Raw genomic sequence first — 15,810 nt, forward strand, 5'->3', positions numbered from 1 at the left:
TTTTTATGCTCGGAGGTTGGGCAAGTGCACGGTTGGCGTGCGTCTGGGGCTGTTGCCGCTCGAAGCCGTCGGCTTGTACGCGTCGCGCGTGAACCCGTTGCGCGGATCGCTCCGCGCATGCGATTGCGTCATGTTGCACTGCAGCCGCCAAAGTGTAGTTTGACACACAGTCTTCCCGCCGTTGGGGGTATACCGTGGGTATCGCGCGTCTTTCCCGAGGTCGAGCGCGGCCTCATCGCTGGAAAGCAGGAAATCGCCATGACCATTCACACCTACACCGACTTGCCGCTCGTCGACCGGGCGGCCTTCGAGCTGGCCTGTGCGCGGCACGGCTTTGCGCCCATGCAGTTCGACATTCGCGGCGAAGCCGATCCCAACGACCCGGACCATGGCGACATGCTGATCGTGCGGCGCGGCGCCTGGGCGCAGGCTTACCGCATCGACGCCCGCGGCCAGTGGCTGCGCCAGTTCGAGGTCGATCTCAACGGGAGATTTTTCCGCCAGGCGCCCCACGCCTGAGCGTGCGCGAGGTGCGCGGCGGGCATGGCGTGTGCCGCATTCAGGAGAGCACGAGCCGCACGCCCACGAGCGTGAGCGTCGCGGCGAGCAGCACGCGCAGCAGCTTTTCGGGAGCCTTGGTTGACAGCAGGCTACCGATCGCGATGCCGGGCAGCGAGCCGCACAGGAGCGAAAGCAGCATGTGCCAGTCGATCGAACCGAGCAGCCAGTGGCCGGCGCCCGCGAGGAGCGTGAGCGGCACGGCGTGAGCGACATCGGAGCCGACAATGCGCACCGTGGGCAGCGCCGGGTAGAGCAGCAGCAGTACAGTCACGCCGATGGCGCCCGCGCCCACCGAGGTGAGCGAGACGAGCGCGCCGAGCACCGCGCCCGTGAGGATCGTGAAAAAGAGCGTGCGCGCTTCGCCCGGCTCATGCCGGTGGCGCGAGGCGAACGCGGCGAGCTGCGGGCGGAAAATGAGCGCCACGGCCGTAATGAGCAGCGCCACGCCCAGCACGGCCTGGATCAGATGCCCCGCGCGCGGCGTGTCCATGCCATAGCGGTGCAGCAGGATCAGCGTGATCGTCGCGGCGGGCACGCTGCCGGCCGCGAGCCGCAGCGTCACCCGCCAGTCCACCGAACCCTTGAGCCCGTGCACGAGCGTGCCCGCGGACTTCGTCGCGGCCGCATAGAGCAGGTCGGTGCCGACTGCCGTGGCCGGGTGCACGTTGAAGACGAGGACCAGGATCGGCGTCATCAGCGAGCCGCCACCCACGCCGGTCAGGCCGACCAGAAATCCGACGAACAGGCCGGACAGCGAATACAGCAGATCGATATGGGGGAAGGACATCGCGCGCGAAGAGGCCGGTTCAGGGGGCTACGCCGTCGCCTGCCGTGTCGAGAACAGCGCGCGCCGTAAGCGGCGCGTCAGGCTGGACAACGGCCGAGGCTGGCGGCGAAAATCCGCTATTGTCGCAAAACCGGCGGCTTGGCGCTGGGTTAAGCGAAATCGGACGCGTTGCGCCTTGCTTTCAATTACCTTGACTCCGTCCCACTGGCAGGATGCGGGCCAGATGCCGGCTCGCAACTTCACGTGCCGTGAGCGTCTTTCGCGCGCAGGCACGTGCCGAACGGCGCCGCGCAGCACTGGTGCCACCATAACCAGAACCCGACATGAATCCCGGCATCCTCTACGCGTTCGCTGCATTCGTTCTCTGGGGGCTCTTCCCCATCTACTTCAAGACGCTGCATCAAATCCCCGCACTCGAAATGCTCGCGCACCGCATGGCGTGGTCGCTCGTGTTCGTGATCGCCGTGCTCGTCGTGCGCCGTCACTGGCGATGGCTTGGGCCCACGCTGCGCGACCGTCGCCTGCTCGGGCGCTTCGTGGCGAGCGCCGTGCTGCTCTCGGCCAACTGGGGCATCTATATCTGGTCCGTCAATGCCGGGCACATCGTCGAGGCGAGCCTCGGCTACTTCATCAATCCGCTCATCAACGTGTTGTTCGGCTATGCGTTCCTGCGCGAACGCCTGCGCCCACTGCAATGGGCCGCTGTGGCGCTGGCCACCGCGGGCGTCGTGTGGCTCACCTGGCAGAACGGTGCACCGCCCTGGATCAGTCTTGCGCTCGCCGTGACCTTCGGCGGCTACGGGCTTTTGCGCAAGACCGCGCAGCTCGGCGCGCTCGAAGGCCTCGCGCTCGAAACCGTGCTGCTCTTTCCCGTTGCGGTCGTTTATCTGACGATCGTGGGTCTCGCCGGCGCGAGCCACTTCACGCATGCCTCGCGCGGGCTGCAGCTGCTGCTCGCGGCCTCCGGCCCGATCACGGCGGTCCCGCTGCTTCTCTTCGGCGCGGCCGCGCGGCGCATTCCGCTGTCGATGCTCGGTCTGATCCAGTACGTCACGCCCACGCTGCAGTTGCTCACCGGCGTGCTCATTTACGGAGAGCCGTTCGGCGCGGTGCGCGCCGTGGGTTACGGCGCGATCTGGCTTGCGCTCGGCGTGTATTCGCTCGAAGGCGTGCGTAGCCTCGTGGCTGAACGGGAGCGCCGCGCGGCGTGAGGGGGCTGAGTGGTGCTGCCCTGTCGGGCATTGGCTGACCTGCCGGCGGCGCGGTAGGATGCCAGGACGATGGCCGCACGGTCGTAGCATCGGATTTGTGTGAATCGGATGCGCGAGTCAGCGGCGACCGGCAGTGCCTTAACCCTTGGTCAATCCTCAGTGGAGTGCCCCGCGCATGAGTATCGAAGCCGTCCGCCGGTTCGAGGAAGAATTCGCACCGCGCATTGCGGCGAAGCTGGCGAAACAGTTCGGCCCTTCGGTGCACGTCGATGTCGTGCCCAACGCCGGGCACGGCCACCCTACGCGCGTGCGCCTGCGCGGCGTCGCGAACGAGCACCGGCATCCGTATGTGTATCCGCTGAACGTCTCGCTGACCTGGGACACCGAGGAGATCGAGCGCCTCATGGAGCCCGGCGGCGAAGCGCGCTTCGAGCACTACCTCGAAGCGACCGGGCGCAAGCTTGCGTCATGGGAGTCGGCGCGCTCTGTCGATTTTGCTTCGCGCACGCAAGGCGAGCCCGAGGTGCTGCTAGGCGGGCTCGATTTCGAGGGCTAAGGGCGCCTTGGCCCTCGAGGGTCATCAGCCGCGCGCAGCCCGCGTGAGCCACTCGCGGCCCTTGAGCATGCCCCACCAGTAGAAGCTCGGCAGCACGCTCGCCTTGAGCAGCCACATGAGGCGGCGGGGCCGCGTGGGGTCGAGCGGGAAGGTAGGCAAGAGACGCCCGCCATAGCCGAACTCGGCCAGCACGACCTTGCCCTTCTCCACGGTGAGCGGGCACGAGCCGTAACCGTCGTAGCGATACGCCAGCGGTGCGCCCGCACGCGCGGCAAGCAGGTTCTCGGCCACGATCACGGCCTGCTTGCGCGCGGCCGCGCCGGTCTTGGCGTTCGGTGCCGAGCATACGTCGCCGAGCGAGAACACGTTCGGATAGCGCGGATGCTGGAGCGTGGCGTGATCAACCTCGCACCAGCCGGCTTCGTCGGCGAGCTGGCTGTCGCGGATGAAGTCGGGCGCGACCTGCGGCGGCACGGCGTGCAGCATGTCGAAGCGCTTCTCCACACGCGTGACGTTGCCGTTCGCATCTTTGACCTCGAAGGTGGCGATACGCGCCGGGCCGTCCACGGCCACGAGATTCGACGAGAACGCGAGGTTCGCGTTGTAGCGCTTCACGTACTCCATGAGCGGCGGCACGAAGGTCGCCACGCCGAACAGCACGGCGCCCGCGAGATTGAACTCCACGTTGACCTGGCCGAGTACACCCTGGCGTCGCCAGTGGTCGCACGCGAGGTACATGGCCTTTTGCGGCGCGCCCGCACACTTGATCGGCATGCCGGGCTGGCTGAAGAGCGCGGTGCCGCCCTTCATCTGCTGTACGAGCTGCCAGGTGTAGGGCGCGAGGTCGTAGCGATAGTTCGAGGTCACGCCGTTCTTGCCGAGCGTTTCCGTGAGGCCCGCAATGCGCTCCCACGCGAGCCGCAGTCCCGGCGCGACGATGAGCTGGCGGTAAGCCACGCGCACGCCGCTGTCGAGCTGCACGACGTTCGCGTCCGGCTCGACGCGCGTAGCGGCCGCGCGGAACCACTTCACGCCGGCGGGGATGACGCTCGCCATGGGCCGGCGCGTTTTTGTCACGTCGTATGCACCGCCGCCGACCAGCGTCCACGCGGGCTGATAGTCGTGGTGATCGCTCGGCTCGACGATGGCGATCTTCAGGTTCGGCTCGCGGCGCAACAGGCTCGCCGTGACGGCGATGCCCGCCGTGCCGCCGCCGATCACGACGACGTCCCAGGTTTCGCCTTCCCACGCGCAGGCCGCCGTCGCGGCGCGCGCGGCATTCGCGGCTTGCGCGGCCTGAGTGGGCGCGCCTTGCTGCGCGAGCCGATAGAGACTCGTGGCGCGGTTGCCGCTGCGGCAGTACGCGAGCACGGGGCCGGGCAGGTCGATCAGCAGCTGGGCGAAGCGCGCAGCGTCTTCGGCGGTGATCTGGCCGGGCGTTACCGGCAGATACGCGAACTGCAGACCGGGCTGCGAGGCCGCGGCGCGCAGCGCCTGCGACGTGGGTTGCGAGTCGCCGCCCTCGCCATCGGGCCGGTTGCAGATGATCGAGCGATAGCCCGCCGCCTGGATGGCGGAGAGGTCGTCGGGCGTGATCTGGTCGGCGCTCCCGAAGCGCGCGTCGTGTTGCGTGATTTGCATGTAATTTTTGTCCCGAGGCTGGTGCGGCGTAGTGCTGCTTTTATTGCGGTTTGGTATGGATCGATGCGGCTTCTTGCGAGCGGCGGCGCTGCTCCAGCACGGCGAAAATTGCCATGCCCGCGAGCATGGCGGCGACGAAGAGCCAGGCGCGCGGCTGGCCGCCGCCCGCGGCGACGAGCGCGGGGCCGGGGCAGAAGCCCGCGAGCCCCCAGCCCGCGCCGAACAGCAAGGCGCCGCCGACCAGCCGGCCATCAATTCGACGCAACGTGGGCAGCTGAATCGGGGCGCCAGCGAGGCTCGACGCACGCCGGCGCGCGAGCCAGAAGGTGGGCGCGGCGAGGGCGATGGCGCCCGCCATCACGAAGGCAAGCGACGGGTCCCAATTTCCGGCGAGATCGAGAAAGCCGAGCACCTTGGCCGGGTTGGCCATGCCCGAGACGAGCAAGCCGATGCCGAACAGCAGACCGCACGCGAATGCGCTGAGTTTTCGCATCTCAGCCTCCGATCAGGTGACGCACGGCGAACACGGTGGCGAAGCCCGCCGCCATGAACGCGCCCGTGGCGACGAACGATCGGCGCGAGCCGCGCGCGATCCCGCACACGCCGTGGCCGCTCGTGCAGCCCGAACCGTAACGGGTGCCGATGCCGACGAGCAGGCCCGCCACGACGAGCGTGAGCGTGGACGCATCGATCTGCGTGACCGGAAGCGTCGCGCGCAGCCGCCACAGTAACGGGGCGGCGATGAGGCCGATGACGAACGCGGCACTCACGCCGCGCTCGCCGCCCGAGCCCGGCAGCAACCCACCGAGCAAGCCGCTGATCCCGGCGATGCGCCCGTTCACGAGCACGAAGAGCGCGGCCGCCGCGCCGATCATCAGGCCGCCCGCGAACGAGGCGTAGGGCGTGAAGTGAGCGAGGTCGAGACTCATGCCGGATGGGCCTTGAGCCGCCCGCAATAGAGGCTTGAGAGCGTCTGCATGACCTGAATGACTTCGGGGCTCGCGAGGCGGTAGTAGATGTATTTGCCTTCGCGGCGCGTATCGACGAGGCCTTCGTCGCGCAGCTTGCCGAGGTGCTGCGAAAGGCTCGGCTGATGCACGCCCACCAGCTCCTCGAGCTCGCCGACGTTGCGCTCGCCTTCGGTGAGCTGGCAAAACAGCAGGAGACGGTCTTCGTGGGCAAGCGCCTTGAGCAGCGCGCAGCACTTTTCGGCGGATTCGCGCAGGGCCGCGAGCGCTTCGGGAGTGAGTGGTGAGTTCATGGGTCGCCCCGTCGGACGAGGTAGCAAGTCAATGCGCCAGATTATACTTTGTCTAAAAACATTATATAAATTTATAATATGTGTTTCAATAGAGGGTCATCTTTGCGGAGTCGTTGATGTCCCACCCAGCCCAGCTACCCACACCCGAGCCCACCGTCGAGCCCTTTTTCGACCCCGTCACGGCCACGGTCACCTACGTCGTGCACGCCGGGCGCGGCAGCGCCTGCGCGATCGTCGACCCGGTGCTCGATTACGACCCCAAGTCGGGCCGCACCTCCACGGAATCGGCCGATCGCGTGATCGCGTTCGTGCGCGACTACGAGCTTCGCGTCGAGTGGCTGCTGGAAACGCACGCGCATGCCGATCATCTCTCGGCGGCACCGTATCTGAAGGCGCAGCTGGGCGGGCGCATTGCCATTGGCGAGCACATTCGCGACGTGCAGGGTGTATTTAGCGCGGTGTTCAATCTCGCCGAGACGCTCAGCCCGGACGGCAGTCAGTTCGACGTGCTGTTCCAGGACGGCGAGACATTCCGGGTCGGCGCTTTGGAGGCGCGCGCGCTACACATGCCCGGCCACACCCCTGCCGATCTCGCGTATCAGATCGGTAACGCCGTGTTCGTTGGCGACACGCTTTTCATGCCCGACGTGGGCTCGGCGCGCTGCGACTTCCCGGGCGGCGACGCGCACACGCTTTACCGTTCGGCGCGCAAGCTGCTCGATCTGCCGGGCGACACGCGCCTCTTCATGTGCCACGACTATCCGCCGGCTTCGCGCGGGCCGTGTTTCGAGACCACGGTGAGCGCGCAGCGCAGCGGCAATATCCACCTGAACGAGACTGTGAGCGAAGAGGCGTTCGTGCAGATGCGCACCGCGCGCGACCGCACGCTTGCCATGCCGAATCTGATCCTGCCGTCGATCCAGGTGAATATCCGCGCGGGTCGCCTGCCGGAGCCCGAAGCCAACGGCGTGCGTTATCTGAAGATTCCGATCGACGCACTTTGAATATGTGCGGCGTGAGTTCCGCTAAGTGCCTCTGGGAGCGCGGGAAAACGTCGTTGATCGCTTGCTGCCCGCGCGCTTCGCTGTTCAGTTAGCAGTGAGCGTCCTCGTTGACTGGCAAGTTGCCGGCCGGTTCCTCCTGCAAGCCTGTGCCTGCATCGCTCGCGCCGGCAGCGCGCGATCTGCGCAACCGTATGGCCGGCACAGCGTGCAACAGACGACGCGCGCGCCTATGCAGCGGCCAGTCGACGAACTGGTAGAGCGCGGCGCCCATCGCCGTAGCCACGATCATCGTGAGCACCACGCCGAGCGGCGCAGTCGGATCAAAGCCGCCGAGAGCGCCCGGCAGCAGCTTGCGCGCAGCTTCCACACAGTATGGATGGCTCAGATAGATGGCATAACTCGCATCGCCGATGAATAGGGCTGCGCGTGTCAACGAGCCCGAGCCCATCGCCGGTTCCAGGCTCAGTGTGCAGCCGATCAGTACGAAAGCCGGCAGGCCGTAGTAAAGCAGCGGTGCGTTGGAAAGGTTGTGCCAGTTGATGTAGGCCATCCACGCATAGGCCGCTACCGCGATGCACCCCGCAAGCGGCAGCTTGATTCGGACTCCGGATTTCCAGATCTGGTAGGCCATGAAGCCGAGCGGGAACTCGAATAAACGCTGATTCGCATAGAACGCGGTGAATACGCCGTGCGAGTTCGATGCCTTCGCCGCGCAAAAGATCGCAAGGATCAGCGCAGAAGTGAACAGCAGGCGGCGACGGCGCACCAGCATCAACGAAACGGCTGTGACCACGTAAAACAACATTTCGTAGTTCAGCGTCCAGCCGACGAACAACATCGGGAATATCTGGCCGCTTTCCTTGCGATAGGGAATAAAAAAGAGCGACTTCAGCAGATTCCCGAGGTCCGCTGTGGTCGAATTCAACAACTCCGGCGCAATGAGTGCCCCGGCGAATACGCCGAACGTCAACACCCAATACAGCGGTACGATGCGGGCAACGCGGTCCGCGAGAAAACGCTGTGTGGTCAAATTCGGGTTGTCCAGCACGAGGGCGATGACGAAACCGCTTATCACGAAGAAAATGTCGACGCCGAATTCACCGAGCGTATGTCCAGTCGGCGACATGATGTGAAAGAAGATGACCGTTGTCGCTGCAACAGCGCGCAGCACGGTAAGAGACTTTAGCTTTTGCATGGTGGATGCGCGGTCTGCGCGTTCGCCAATGGCGGGCGGGACGGATGCTCTGCGTTTGATCGAGGCTATTCTGACATCGCCAAAACGCACGCGTGTGCGTAGTTTTGTGTGTGACCGTACACAAGTCAGCAATTAGTTAAAGAGTTACCTTGTCCGAAATTCGAAAGCGTCTGTCCACACGACCGGCCTGCAGCAAACTACATTGACAGTTCGATAACGCGTTCGCGTAAGGCGTTGCGCGAAAACTGATTGCACGGAGTCCCGCCATGAAAGCCATCCAGTTCAGGACCTTCGGCAAGCCCGAGGTGCTCGAGTATCTCGATCTGCCCACGCCCGCGCCAAAGGCCGGCAGCGCGCTCGTGCAGGTGCGCGCCGCCTCGGTCAACCCGAGCGATGTGAAGAACGTCGCCGGCCATTTCGAGCACACGGTGCCCCCGCGCGTCCCGGGGCGCGACTTCAGTGGCGTGGTGGTGGCGGGCCCCGCAGAGTGGCTCGGCGTCGAGGTCTGGGGCACGGGCGGCGACATCGGCTTTACGCGTGACGGCACGCATGCCGAGTTCATCGAGGTGCCTGTGGCTGCGCTCGTCCGCAAGCCCGCGGCGCTCTCGCACGCGCAGGCCGCATCCATTGGCGTGAACTTCGTCGTAGCGTGGCTGGGCACTGTCGATTACGCGCGTCTCACCGGGGGCGAAACAATCGCCGTGATCGGCGTGTCGGGCGGGGTGGGCGGCGCGGTTACGCAGATCGCGAAGGCGCGCGGCGCGCGCGTGATCGGCGTGGGCCGCGAGGCGCCGCTTGCCGGCTCGCCGGCGGCGCGTCTCATCAACGCCTTCGTTCCCATGAACGAGCACACCGCCGAGCGCGTGCGCGAACTGACGGATGGCGCAGGCGCGGACGTGGTCTACGACGCCGTGGGCGGCGTGGCGTTCGAACTGGCGCTCTCGCTTGCGAAGCGGCGTGGCCGCGTGGTCGAGATCAGCGCGACGGGCAAGCGGCGCGTGGAGTTCGACCTGATCGACTTCTATCACAACGAGACGCAGCTGCTCGGCGCCGATAGCGCGAAGCTCGGCGTAGCCGAATCCGCGCCGCTCATGCGCGCGATTGCCGAAGCGTTCGACGCGGGCCAGTTCGAGCCGCCCGTCGTGGCTGCGCACTTTCCGCTCGCGCGGGCACGCGAAGCCTACGAGGCGGTCGCGGCGGGCACGCCGGGGCGCGTCGTGATCGACATGGCGTGAGCGCCCGAAGAACGAACAGGAGATAGAGATGAAGGCCTATCTGGTGTCGTTCGCGGTCGGCGCGCTCGCGGGCCTGCTCTACAACGTGCTGCAGGTGAAGTCGCCCGCGCCGCCGACCATCGCGCTCGTCGGGCTGCTAGGCATGCTGGCGGGCGAGAACGTCATCGGCGTCGTGCGCGCATGCGTCGCGCATCTGGCGGGGTGAGCGGGGCAATCCTCACTCACCGCACCGGATATCGCCTTGCGGCGCGGATTTTACCGACTGACGGGCTGGCTCACGCCCCGGCCCGCACGAGCCGCTCAGGCAAGCGCGTGCGCAGTTCACGTGCGTCGAGCGCCGCGAGATCCTTGTCGAGTTCGAGCGTGACGAGGCTGCGCGTTTGTGCGTCGATTGCCTTGCGCAACGCGCCGAGGAACGCGGGCGGCGCCGCGAGGACGAGCGTGCCGTAGCGCGCGTCGTTGCGGGCCTTCGCGAGCGTCGTCGCGATCTCGGCCGCGAACACGGTGGCTTCGTGGTCGTGCTGGCTGGTGTCGGGATCGGTCGCGCTGCGGCCGAAGCCGACGCGGTCGGTGGTGCGCCCCGGCTTGTCGGTCACGAGGTTCTCGTCCGACATGCGGCCTTGCAGATGGAGCAGCGTCTCGACCTCGTCGATGGCGCCCAGCGGGCTTTCGGCGGCGAAAATGCGCGCGGTCACACGGTTGGCGACAACAATCCAGATCGTTTTCGACATGTTCGACTCCCTGCCATGGCACCCGGCGCATGCGGCCGCCGGGCGGTTGAGTGGACTCGGGCCTCGCGGCGTAAACGTCAAGGGTAGCGCGCTTCGGGCCGCACGGCACGGGAAGTGCCGCCACGCTCGTCGGCGCACCGCTGGCGCTCGCGCGGGACGCGAAAGTGTCGCAACAGCGAGCCGCGTGCCCGCAGGCCGCTTGCCCTCCCAGAATTCGGAAGGATGATTCTTGCTGGCGGTGGATTATCTTTTTCTGTGCAAGCGCCTAGCCTTTAGACTCCGCAGCGCGCTGCACAGGAGTCCGCCATGAGCCCGAACGACTCGACCGCCTCGACCGCCGATCGCATCCTCCGTTATCCGAGCGACATCGCCTTCACGCCGACGGTCAAGGCGATGCAGGAGCGCCTGGGTTCGCGCGAGCTCTATGCGAGCGTGGAGCGCGATCACGCCTGGGGCGTGGCGCTCACGCCCAAAATCCAGGAATTCATCGCCGCGCAAACGAGCGTATTCCTCGGCACCGCGAATACCGAAGGGCAGCCGTACATCCAGCATCGCGGCGGCCCGGCGGGCTTTCTGCATGTGGTGGACGAGCACACCATTGCCTTCGCGGATTTCATCGGCAACCAGCAATACATCACGCTCGGCAACCTCACCGATAACCCGAAGGCGCATTTGTTCGTCATCGACTATGCGCGGCGGCGTCGCGTGAAGATCTGGGGCCGCGCGCGCGTCGTCGAAGACCCGGCGCTGGTCGAGGAATTGATGCCTGCGGGCTACAAGGCGCGCGCCGAGCGGGTGATCGTCTTCACGGTGCACGCGTGGGACATGAACTGCCCGCAGCACATTCCGCAGCGCTTTGAGGCCGCGGACGTGAAGGCCGCGTTAGACGAGCGCGAGGCGCGCATACGCGAACTGGAGGAGGCCGCCGCGCAACGCGAGATCCGCGTACGGGAACTGGAAGCGGAAATCGCGCGCCTGCGCGAGGGCGCCGCGGTGTGAGCGGGTGCTCGCACCGCGATTCGCGCACAGACTGCTTACTTGGCCTTTTCCGCCGAATTGGTGATGGCCTGACCGCCCTTCGAAAGGTCCTCACCCGCGCCTGCGATGGTGTTGCAGGCGGCGAGTGTCACAGCGAAAAGTGCAAGCGCAAACGCGAGATAACGGGTCATCCTGGCTCTCCCTGAATCGAATAGGCGGCAAATAAGCGTCGAATGGAAGCGGCGGCGGGCATGGAGAATGCGCGCCGTCCTTCCTTTCAATTCTACGCGCGAAGCGGGGACACATGCGCCGAGGCTGCGCGCCGACGCGTGCGTGACATCGAGCCGTTCTCAGCGCTTGCGCGTCCTGCGCACGACGAGCCACTTGGGCGATCGAAAGCGCACGATGCTCACATAGAGCCAGACATAGGTGAGCGCGAACAGCACCACGAAACAGAACAGATGGAGCGTGTGGCGCCAGAACAGCGTGGCCGGAATCACGGCGATCAGGCAGAGCAGCCACAGGTAGGGCGAAGTGAGCGAATTGCGCCGCGTGAGTTCTCGCGCATTGCGCGCGCCCACGACCCAGCGCATGAGACGCTTGTACACGAGCATGTGCAGGTGCACGCCGTCGGGGATGCCGGGCGACATGCCGCGCACGAACTTCTTCCGGTAGATCGAGAAGCAGGTCTCGAAGATCGGATACATGAAGAGCAGCACCGGATACCAGGCCGACACATCGCGGTTGCGCATGACGAGCAGGATCGACAGCTCGGCGAGCATGAAGCCGATGAAATACGCGCCGCCGTCGCCGAGGAAGATCAGGCCAGCGGGGAAATTCCACATGAAAAAGCCCAGCACCGCGCCCATCATGATGAACGACGCGGAGAGCACCACGGGGTCGTGCACCTGGAAGGCTACGTAGGCGAGCGAGGCGAACATCATGAACGCGACCATCGAGGCGAGGCCGTTGAAGCCGTCGATGATGTTGATCGCGTTGGCGAGCGCGGCGACCGCGAGCACGGTGATGACGAAGGAAATCGCCGCGTAGGAAAGCAGAAAATCGAGCGGCGGCACGCTGATGCGCGTGACCGCGATGCCGAGGAACCAGAACGCGAGCGCGGCGGCGGCCATCGTGCACAGGAGGCGCGCAAGCGGCGAGACGCGCTTGGTCAGGTCTTCGATGAGCCCCGAACCGAACGCCGGCAACCCGCACGCGACGATGCCGAGTATGCCGCCGGAGACGGCCGGATACGCCCCGTGCAACTGCGCGGCCGCCACGATCAGCCCCGCGAGGATGCCCGTTCCGCCGATGCGCGGCACGGGACGCACGTGGAATTTCTGCACGCCGACGAGATCGGAATCGACGGAAAACCTTTCATGCAGATGCGCGTAACGCACGATCAGCAGCGTGACCAGCAAGGAAACGAGAAAGCCGAGGGCAAAACTGAGCATGAAAGGAAACCGCGACCGGAAGAAGGAATGCGCGATTATACAAAGGCGGACAGGCTGCCCGCCCCGAACCTCTTGCGGCCGGCGCCGCGCTCAGGTTCCCGGCGCGTTCGCGGGTGTGACTTCGAGCAGGATGACGTGGTCGGGTACTTCCACGGTGAGTTGGCGCACGTCGCGATGGATTTTGCGCGGCTCCGCTGAAGCGAGCGGATCGTAAAGCTCGACGCGATTTGCTGTTTCGCCAAAGTCGAGATCGACGCGCGCGGGCGGGCTGGTGAGCGGCTTTCCTGTCGCACGGTCCCAGATGAGCGTTTCGTTCCAGAGCACCAGCACGAAGCGGCCATCCTTTTTCTGCAGCAGCAGACTATTCGCCGATTGCGGCATATCCGAAAGCGTATAGGCGAGCGTGTTGCTCGCCGCCGCGCTTGCGCGCCGTGTGATGTTGGCGTTCAGGATCGACGTGAGATTGCGAATGGCGTAGGCCACCGGCTTGGGACTGTTGTCGTTGCGAAAGAGCCCGTAGTGCATTTCATCGTTCTTGTGCGCCGGATCGGGCTTTTCGTCGAGCAGTTCATAAACATAGAGCCGCTTCACGCCCGCCGACGCCGCATCCATATAACCGTTGAGAATGCCCTTGGCCTGCGTGTCCTCGTCGACGCCGAGCATGTACCAACCCGCTTGCGGCAATGAAAAGTAGCCGAACTCGGTGATGACGAGCGGCAACTGAAATCTCTGGCCCAGGTGAATCGCCGCAAGCATCCACTTGTCGCCGTTCGCGTTCCAGAGGGGCTGCTCGCCGTTTTGCGGGTAGACATGCTGATTCGCAAAGTCGGCCGAAGCTGCACGCGTCTCGACTGACTTGGGGTCGAAGCCGGTCGCGTCGTATACGGGCACTGCTTTGAGCTCCGGCATGCCGTGTACGCGTGCGTAGAGGTCGCGCTGCACAGCGAGCCCGGCTGCAGCGCCGGTCAGCCCCTGGTAAGCGACTGGAAAGTTGTTGAGTTCGTTGGGGCCTTCGATGGCCGCAACGCTGCCGGGCACCTCGGTATTCAACTGCGCGACCTGCCCGATGTGTTTCTCGAAGTCCGCGCCCATCAGGAAGTTGAATTTCACCCCGCGCTGCGCGAGATAGACATAGCTGGAGAACGGGATGGAAGAGCCGGGCGGGTAGTCGCGGACGTGGTGAATACCGAGCCACGCCATATCGTCGGCGACGTTGTGCACGTTGACGTACGCGCCGTCGGTATAGCTGACGTGGGTGTCGACAGCGAGCGTCTGGAGGAATTCGTCGGCTGGCATGGCGTGCACAGCGTCGCTCGCGTGCACCGCCGATACACATGCGAGTGCGCAGATACCTGCCGCGAAGCTTTCAATGGTACGTATGCCGAATGGCCAGGTCCGTTTCGCGTGTCTCGCGTCTCGCGAACGGGCGGTATCGGTGGGCAGACGATGGGTGTTTCCTGCGGAATGCATCACGGCGTATTCCTCGCGTGGAGCGGTTGCCGGCTACCGATTACGCGCGCTTGCTCGCTCCACGCCGGCATTTTCAATTGGCTTACCCACGTTGGAGGCGCAGCCAGAAAGCATTTTGCCGCGTCATTGGCCACATCATGTGTGCGACGGCGAACGGATAGGCACTCCACAGGAGACTAGATTCCGTCTATCACAGATGTCGCGATCAAATAAGGAAAATAGAGTCGATTGTCGCGATCTCCAGGGTAAACATTAAGTAATCCTTTCTATCAATCAGGCGAACCGGGTCCGAGAGCCGTTGCGTTATGTGCGGTTGCGCACATAACGCAACGCTCGCATTGTGACTTGCAGAGCGCCCCCAGCGTGGTTCGCATCATAAGGCAGCGGCGATCGGAAACTGTTGGTGGGATTGCGCACGGTTCCTGCGTCGCTCGCGCCGTAATGTGTTGTCGTGGGTTATCGGGGCAGGCGGCACGTGACGTAGGGATCGCCTGAGACGGGGATTTCCGTGCGTTCGCCGATGGCGGACGACTGCCAGCCCATGAATGTCTGACGAACACGACACGCACTGGGGTAGGGAAATGTCAGAGTTAACGCAACGGTCAGAGTTTGCGCAACGTACGGTCGACATCGTGCTGCAGCGTACGGTCGATGTCGTGCTGATCGTGCTGGGCGCCATTTGCGCCGTACACCTGAATCTGAATTCCGGACAGGTGGCCGAGGTGCATCACCCCGATCCCACGCTGGTGGCATTTTGCGCGGCACTCGCGCTCTCGGTCTTTCCCGCTTGCGGGACCTATGGCACGCGCGGCAGCCGGTCGCTCTTCAGCGTCGCGGGCCGCACGGCGTTCGCCTGGCTCGCGGTGCAGCTTTGCGGACTCGTGCTGCTTTATGCGATTCATCACGATCATCTGCTGGCGTTGCCGTGGTTCATGTACTGGACACTGACGACGGGTATTTCGCTGTTGCTGTCGCACACGCTGTTCTTTTCGGAATTCAGCGTGCTGCGACTGACCCGTGAATGGTGGCGCGGGGAAGCTTACGAAATCGGTTCGCGCGACAAGGTTCGCAGCGCTGTCATCGGGCACGCCTTGAAACGCGTCTTTGACATTGTGGCGGCAGTGAGTGCGATCGTGCTGCTCTCGCCGCTGCTCGCCGTGCTCGCGCTGCTGGTCAAGCGCGATGGCGGTCCGGCGCTATACGGCCATACGCGCGTAGGCCGCCATGGCAAGAAATTTCGCTGTCTCAAGTTCCGGTCGATGGTGGTGAACTCGGAGCAGGTGCTCAAGGATCTGCTCGAGCGTGACCCCGAAGCCCGCGCGGAATGGGAGCGTGAATTCAAGCTCAAGAACGACGTGCGCGTAACGCGGATCGGCCACTTCCTGCGCCGCTCGAGCCTCGATGAACTGCCGCAGCTCTGGAACGTCCTGCGCGGCCAGATGAGTTTTGTCGGCCCGCGCCCGATCATCGACCAGGAGCTGGAGCGCTATGGCGAGGCGAGAAAGTACTACCTGATGGCCACGCCGGGTATCACGGGTCTGTGGCAGGTGAGCGGACGCAACGATATCGACTACGCGACGCGCGTTCTGCTCGACGTTTCCTATGTGGAGAACTGGACCTTCCGGAAGGACATCGGGATTCTGTTCAAGACGTTTTTTGTCGTGATTCGCGGAACTGGCGCGTATTGAGCTGCGAGCGAGCCGAAAAAGAGGGTGAAAGCGGGCTG

Annotated in this window: 18 protein-coding genes; 8 read left to right on the forward strand and 10 right to left on the reverse strand. The window is 65.0% G+C overall.

Features of this window, described 5'->3' with window-relative positions:
- The first annotated feature begins 258 nt into the window (after positions 1-258).
- The gene (locus tag AB3X99_RS10235) at positions 259-519 is read left to right on the forward strand and encodes a hypothetical protein (RefSeq protein WP_158757093.1); all 261 of its coding nucleotides are present in this window, start codon (positions 259-261) and stop codon (positions 517-519) included.
- Between the two features lie 40 nt (positions 520-559).
- Here the strand turns inward: AB3X99_RS10235 and AB3X99_RS10240 are convergent, their stop codons facing one another.
- Positions 560-1,348: a sulfite exporter TauE/SafE family protein gene (locus tag AB3X99_RS10240; protein ID WP_342947739.1), complete on the reverse strand. Its 789-nt coding sequence runs from the start codon at positions 1,346-1,348 to the stop codon at positions 560-562.
- A 323-nt stretch (positions 1,349-1,671) separates the two neighbouring features.
- Between AB3X99_RS10240 and rarD the strand changes: the two genes are divergently transcribed.
- Both rarD and AB3X99_RS10250 read left to right on the forward strand, forming a co-directional pair.
- Positions 1,672-2,559 carry an EamA family transporter RarD gene (gene rarD / locus AB3X99_RS10245; protein ID WP_342947740.1) on the forward strand — a complete coding sequence of 296 codons (888 nt, stop codon included), beginning with the start codon at positions 1,672-1,674 and terminating at the stop codon, positions 2,557-2,559.
- A gap of 175 nt (positions 2,560-2,734) precedes the next feature.
- Complete coding sequence (locus AB3X99_RS10250) at positions 2,735-3,115, forward strand: DUF5594 family protein (protein WP_069267732.1); 381 nt, start codon at positions 2,735-2,737, stop codon at positions 3,113-3,115.
- Between the two features lie 24 nt (positions 3,116-3,139).
- On the opposite strand, the gene AB3X99_RS10255 is transcribed toward AB3X99_RS10250, so the two are convergent.
- Genes AB3X99_RS10255 through AB3X99_RS10270 form a run of 4 tightly spaced genes read right to left on the reverse strand, consistent with a single transcriptional unit; the run spans position 3,140 to position 6,017 of the window.
- Positions 3,140-4,756 (reverse strand): TIGR01244 family sulfur transferase, encoded by a 1,617-nt coding sequence (locus tag AB3X99_RS10255; protein ID WP_368616825.1) that lies wholly within the window; start codon positions 4,754-4,756, stop codon positions 3,140-3,142.
- Between the two features lie 40 nt (positions 4,757-4,796).
- A complete protein-coding gene (locus tag AB3X99_RS10260) occupies positions 4,797-5,249 on the reverse strand; it encodes a DUF6691 family protein (protein ID WP_368616826.1) in 453 nt (150 codons plus the stop codon).
- 1 nt (position 5,250) lies between these two features.
- Positions 5,251-5,685 carry a YeeE/YedE family protein gene (locus AB3X99_RS10265; RefSeq protein ID WP_368616827.1) on the reverse strand — a complete coding sequence of 145 codons (435 nt, stop codon included), beginning with the start codon at positions 5,683-5,685 and terminating at the stop codon, positions 5,251-5,253.
- A complete protein-coding gene (locus AB3X99_RS10270) occupies positions 5,682-6,017 on the reverse strand; it encodes a metalloregulator ArsR/SmtB family transcription factor (RefSeq protein ID WP_368616828.1) in 336 nt (111 codons plus the stop codon). The genes AB3X99_RS10265 and AB3X99_RS10270 overlap by 4 nt, the downstream gene beginning before the upstream one ends.
- A 116-nt stretch (positions 6,018-6,133) precedes the next feature.
- Between AB3X99_RS10270 and AB3X99_RS10275 the strand changes: the two genes are divergently transcribed.
- Positions 6,134-7,021 (forward strand): MBL fold metallo-hydrolase, encoded by an 888-nt coding sequence (locus tag AB3X99_RS10275; protein ID WP_368616829.1) that lies wholly within the window; start codon positions 6,134-6,136, stop codon positions 7,019-7,021.
- An 88-nt stretch (positions 7,022-7,109) separates the two neighbouring features.
- On the opposite strand, the gene AB3X99_RS10280 is transcribed toward AB3X99_RS10275, so the two are convergent.
- Positions 7,110-8,306, reverse strand: a complete 1,197-nt coding sequence (locus AB3X99_RS10280) for an acyltransferase family protein (protein ID WP_368616830.1) — start codon at positions 8,304-8,306, stop codon at positions 7,110-7,112.
- 176 nt (positions 8,307-8,482) lie between these two features.
- Between AB3X99_RS10280 and AB3X99_RS10285 the strand changes: the two genes are divergently transcribed.
- Together AB3X99_RS10285 and AB3X99_RS10290 are read left to right on the forward strand one after the other, a co-directional pair.
- Positions 8,483-9,451 (forward strand): zinc-binding alcohol dehydrogenase family protein, encoded by a 969-nt coding sequence (locus AB3X99_RS10285; RefSeq protein ID WP_368616831.1) that lies wholly within the window; start codon positions 8,483-8,485, stop codon positions 9,449-9,451.
- Between the two features lie 28 nt (positions 9,452-9,479).
- Positions 9,480-9,656, forward strand: a complete 177-nt coding sequence (locus AB3X99_RS10290) for a DUF1427 family protein (protein WP_342947748.1) — start codon at positions 9,480-9,482, stop codon at positions 9,654-9,656.
- Between the two features lie 70 nt (positions 9,657-9,726).
- On the opposite strand, the gene AB3X99_RS10295 is transcribed toward AB3X99_RS10290, so the two are convergent.
- The gene (locus tag AB3X99_RS10295; RefSeq protein WP_028202093.1) at positions 9,727-10,182 is read right to left on the reverse strand and encodes a host attachment protein; all 456 of its coding nucleotides are present in this window, start codon (positions 10,180-10,182) and stop codon (positions 9,727-9,729) included.
- A gap of 306 nt (positions 10,183-10,488) precedes the next feature.
- Between AB3X99_RS10295 and AB3X99_RS10300 the strand changes: the two genes are divergently transcribed.
- Positions 10,489-11,181, forward strand: coding sequence for a pyridoxamine 5'-phosphate oxidase family protein (locus AB3X99_RS10300; protein ID WP_368616832.1), 693 nt, complete (start codon positions 10,489-10,491; stop codon positions 11,179-11,181).
- A 35-nt stretch (positions 11,182-11,216) separates the two neighbouring features.
- Here the strand turns inward: AB3X99_RS10300 and AB3X99_RS10305 are convergent, their stop codons facing one another.
- The 3 genes from AB3X99_RS10305 to AB3X99_RS10315 all read right to left on the reverse strand — a co-directional run bounded on the left by AB3X99_RS10305 (position 11,217) and on the right by AB3X99_RS10315 (position 13,910).
- Positions 11,217-11,351: an entericidin A/B family lipoprotein gene (locus AB3X99_RS10305; protein ID WP_069267714.1), complete on the reverse strand. Its 135-nt coding sequence runs from the start codon at positions 11,349-11,351 to the stop codon at positions 11,217-11,219.
- Positions 11,352-11,510: 159 nt separating this feature from the next.
- Positions 11,511-12,614 (reverse strand): glycosyltransferase, encoded by a 1,104-nt coding sequence (locus AB3X99_RS10310; protein ID WP_069267713.1) that lies wholly within the window; start codon positions 12,612-12,614, stop codon positions 11,511-11,513.
- A gap of 90 nt (positions 12,615-12,704) precedes the next feature.
- The gene (locus AB3X99_RS10315) at positions 12,705-13,910 is read right to left on the reverse strand and encodes a calcium-binding protein (RefSeq protein ID WP_368616833.1); all 1,206 of its coding nucleotides are present in this window, start codon (positions 13,908-13,910) and stop codon (positions 12,705-12,707) included.
- A gap of 755 nt (positions 13,911-14,665) precedes the next feature.
- Here AB3X99_RS10315 and AB3X99_RS10320 point away from each other — a divergent pair.
- Positions 14,666-15,772, forward strand: a complete 1,107-nt coding sequence (locus AB3X99_RS10320) for a sugar transferase (protein WP_342947751.1) — start codon at positions 14,666-14,668, stop codon at positions 15,770-15,772.
- The last annotated feature ends 38 nt before the right edge of the window (positions 15,773-15,810 follow it).

Origin of the sequence: Paraburkholderia sp. BR10882 (assembly GCF_040948855.1) — a bacterium.
Taxonomy (GTDB): Bacteria; Pseudomonadota; Gammaproteobacteria; order Burkholderiales; family Burkholderiaceae; genus Paraburkholderia; species Paraburkholderia nodosa_A.

Coding starts and splice junctions, on each gene's coding strand:
- AB3X99_RS10235 (WP_158757093.1), top strand. CDS start 259: ATGACCATTCACACCTACACCGACTTGCCGCTCGTCGACCGGGCGGCC.
- AB3X99_RS10240 (WP_342947739.1), bottom strand. CDS start 1,348: ATGTCCTTCCCCCATATCGATCTGCTGTATTCGCTGTCCGGCCTGTTC.
- rarD (WP_342947740.1), top strand. CDS start 1,672: ATGAATCCCGGCATCCTCTACGCGTTCGCTGCATTCGTTCTCTGGGGG.
- AB3X99_RS10250 (WP_069267732.1), top strand. CDS start 2,735: ATGAGTATCGAAGCCGTCCGCCGGTTCGAGGAAGAATTCGCACCGCGC.
- AB3X99_RS10255 (WP_368616825.1), bottom strand. CDS start 4,756: ATGCAAATCACGCAACACGACGCGCGCTTCGGGAGCGCCGACCAGATC.
- AB3X99_RS10260 (WP_368616826.1), bottom strand. CDS start 5,249: ATGCGAAAACTCAGCGCATTCGCGTGCGGTCTGCTGTTCGGCATCGGC.
- AB3X99_RS10265 (WP_368616827.1), bottom strand. CDS start 5,685: ATGAGTCTCGACCTCGCTCACTTCACGCCCTACGCCTCGTTCGCGGGC.
- AB3X99_RS10270 (WP_368616828.1), bottom strand. CDS start 6,017: ATGAACTCACCACTCACTCCCGAAGCGCTCGCGGCCCTGCGCGAATCC.
- AB3X99_RS10275 (WP_368616829.1), top strand. CDS start 6,134: ATGTCCCACCCAGCCCAGCTACCCACACCCGAGCCCACCGTCGAGCCC.
- AB3X99_RS10285 (WP_368616831.1), top strand. CDS start 8,483: ATGAAAGCCATCCAGTTCAGGACCTTCGGCAAGCCCGAGGTGCTCGAG.
- AB3X99_RS10290 (WP_342947748.1), top strand. CDS start 9,480: ATGAAGGCCTATCTGGTGTCGTTCGCGGTCGGCGCGCTCGCGGGCCTG.
- AB3X99_RS10295 (WP_028202093.1), bottom strand. CDS start 10,182: ATGTCGAAAACGATCTGGATTGTTGTCGCCAACCGTGTGACCGCGCGC.
- AB3X99_RS10300 (WP_368616832.1), top strand. CDS start 10,489: ATGAGCCCGAACGACTCGACCGCCTCGACCGCCGATCGCATCCTCCGT.
- AB3X99_RS10305 (WP_069267714.1), bottom strand. CDS start 11,351: ATGACCCGTTATCTCGCGTTTGCGCTTGCACTTTTCGCTGTGACACTC.
- AB3X99_RS10310 (WP_069267713.1), bottom strand. CDS start 12,614: ATGCTCAGTTTTGCCCTCGGCTTTCTCGTTTCCTTGCTGGTCACGCTG.
- AB3X99_RS10315 (WP_368616833.1), bottom strand. CDS start 13,910: ATGCCAGCCGACGAATTCCTCCAGACGCTCGCTGTCGACACCCACGTC.
- AB3X99_RS10320 (WP_342947751.1), top strand. CDS start 14,666: ATGTCAGAGTTAACGCAACGGTCAGAGTTTGCGCAACGTACGGTCGAC.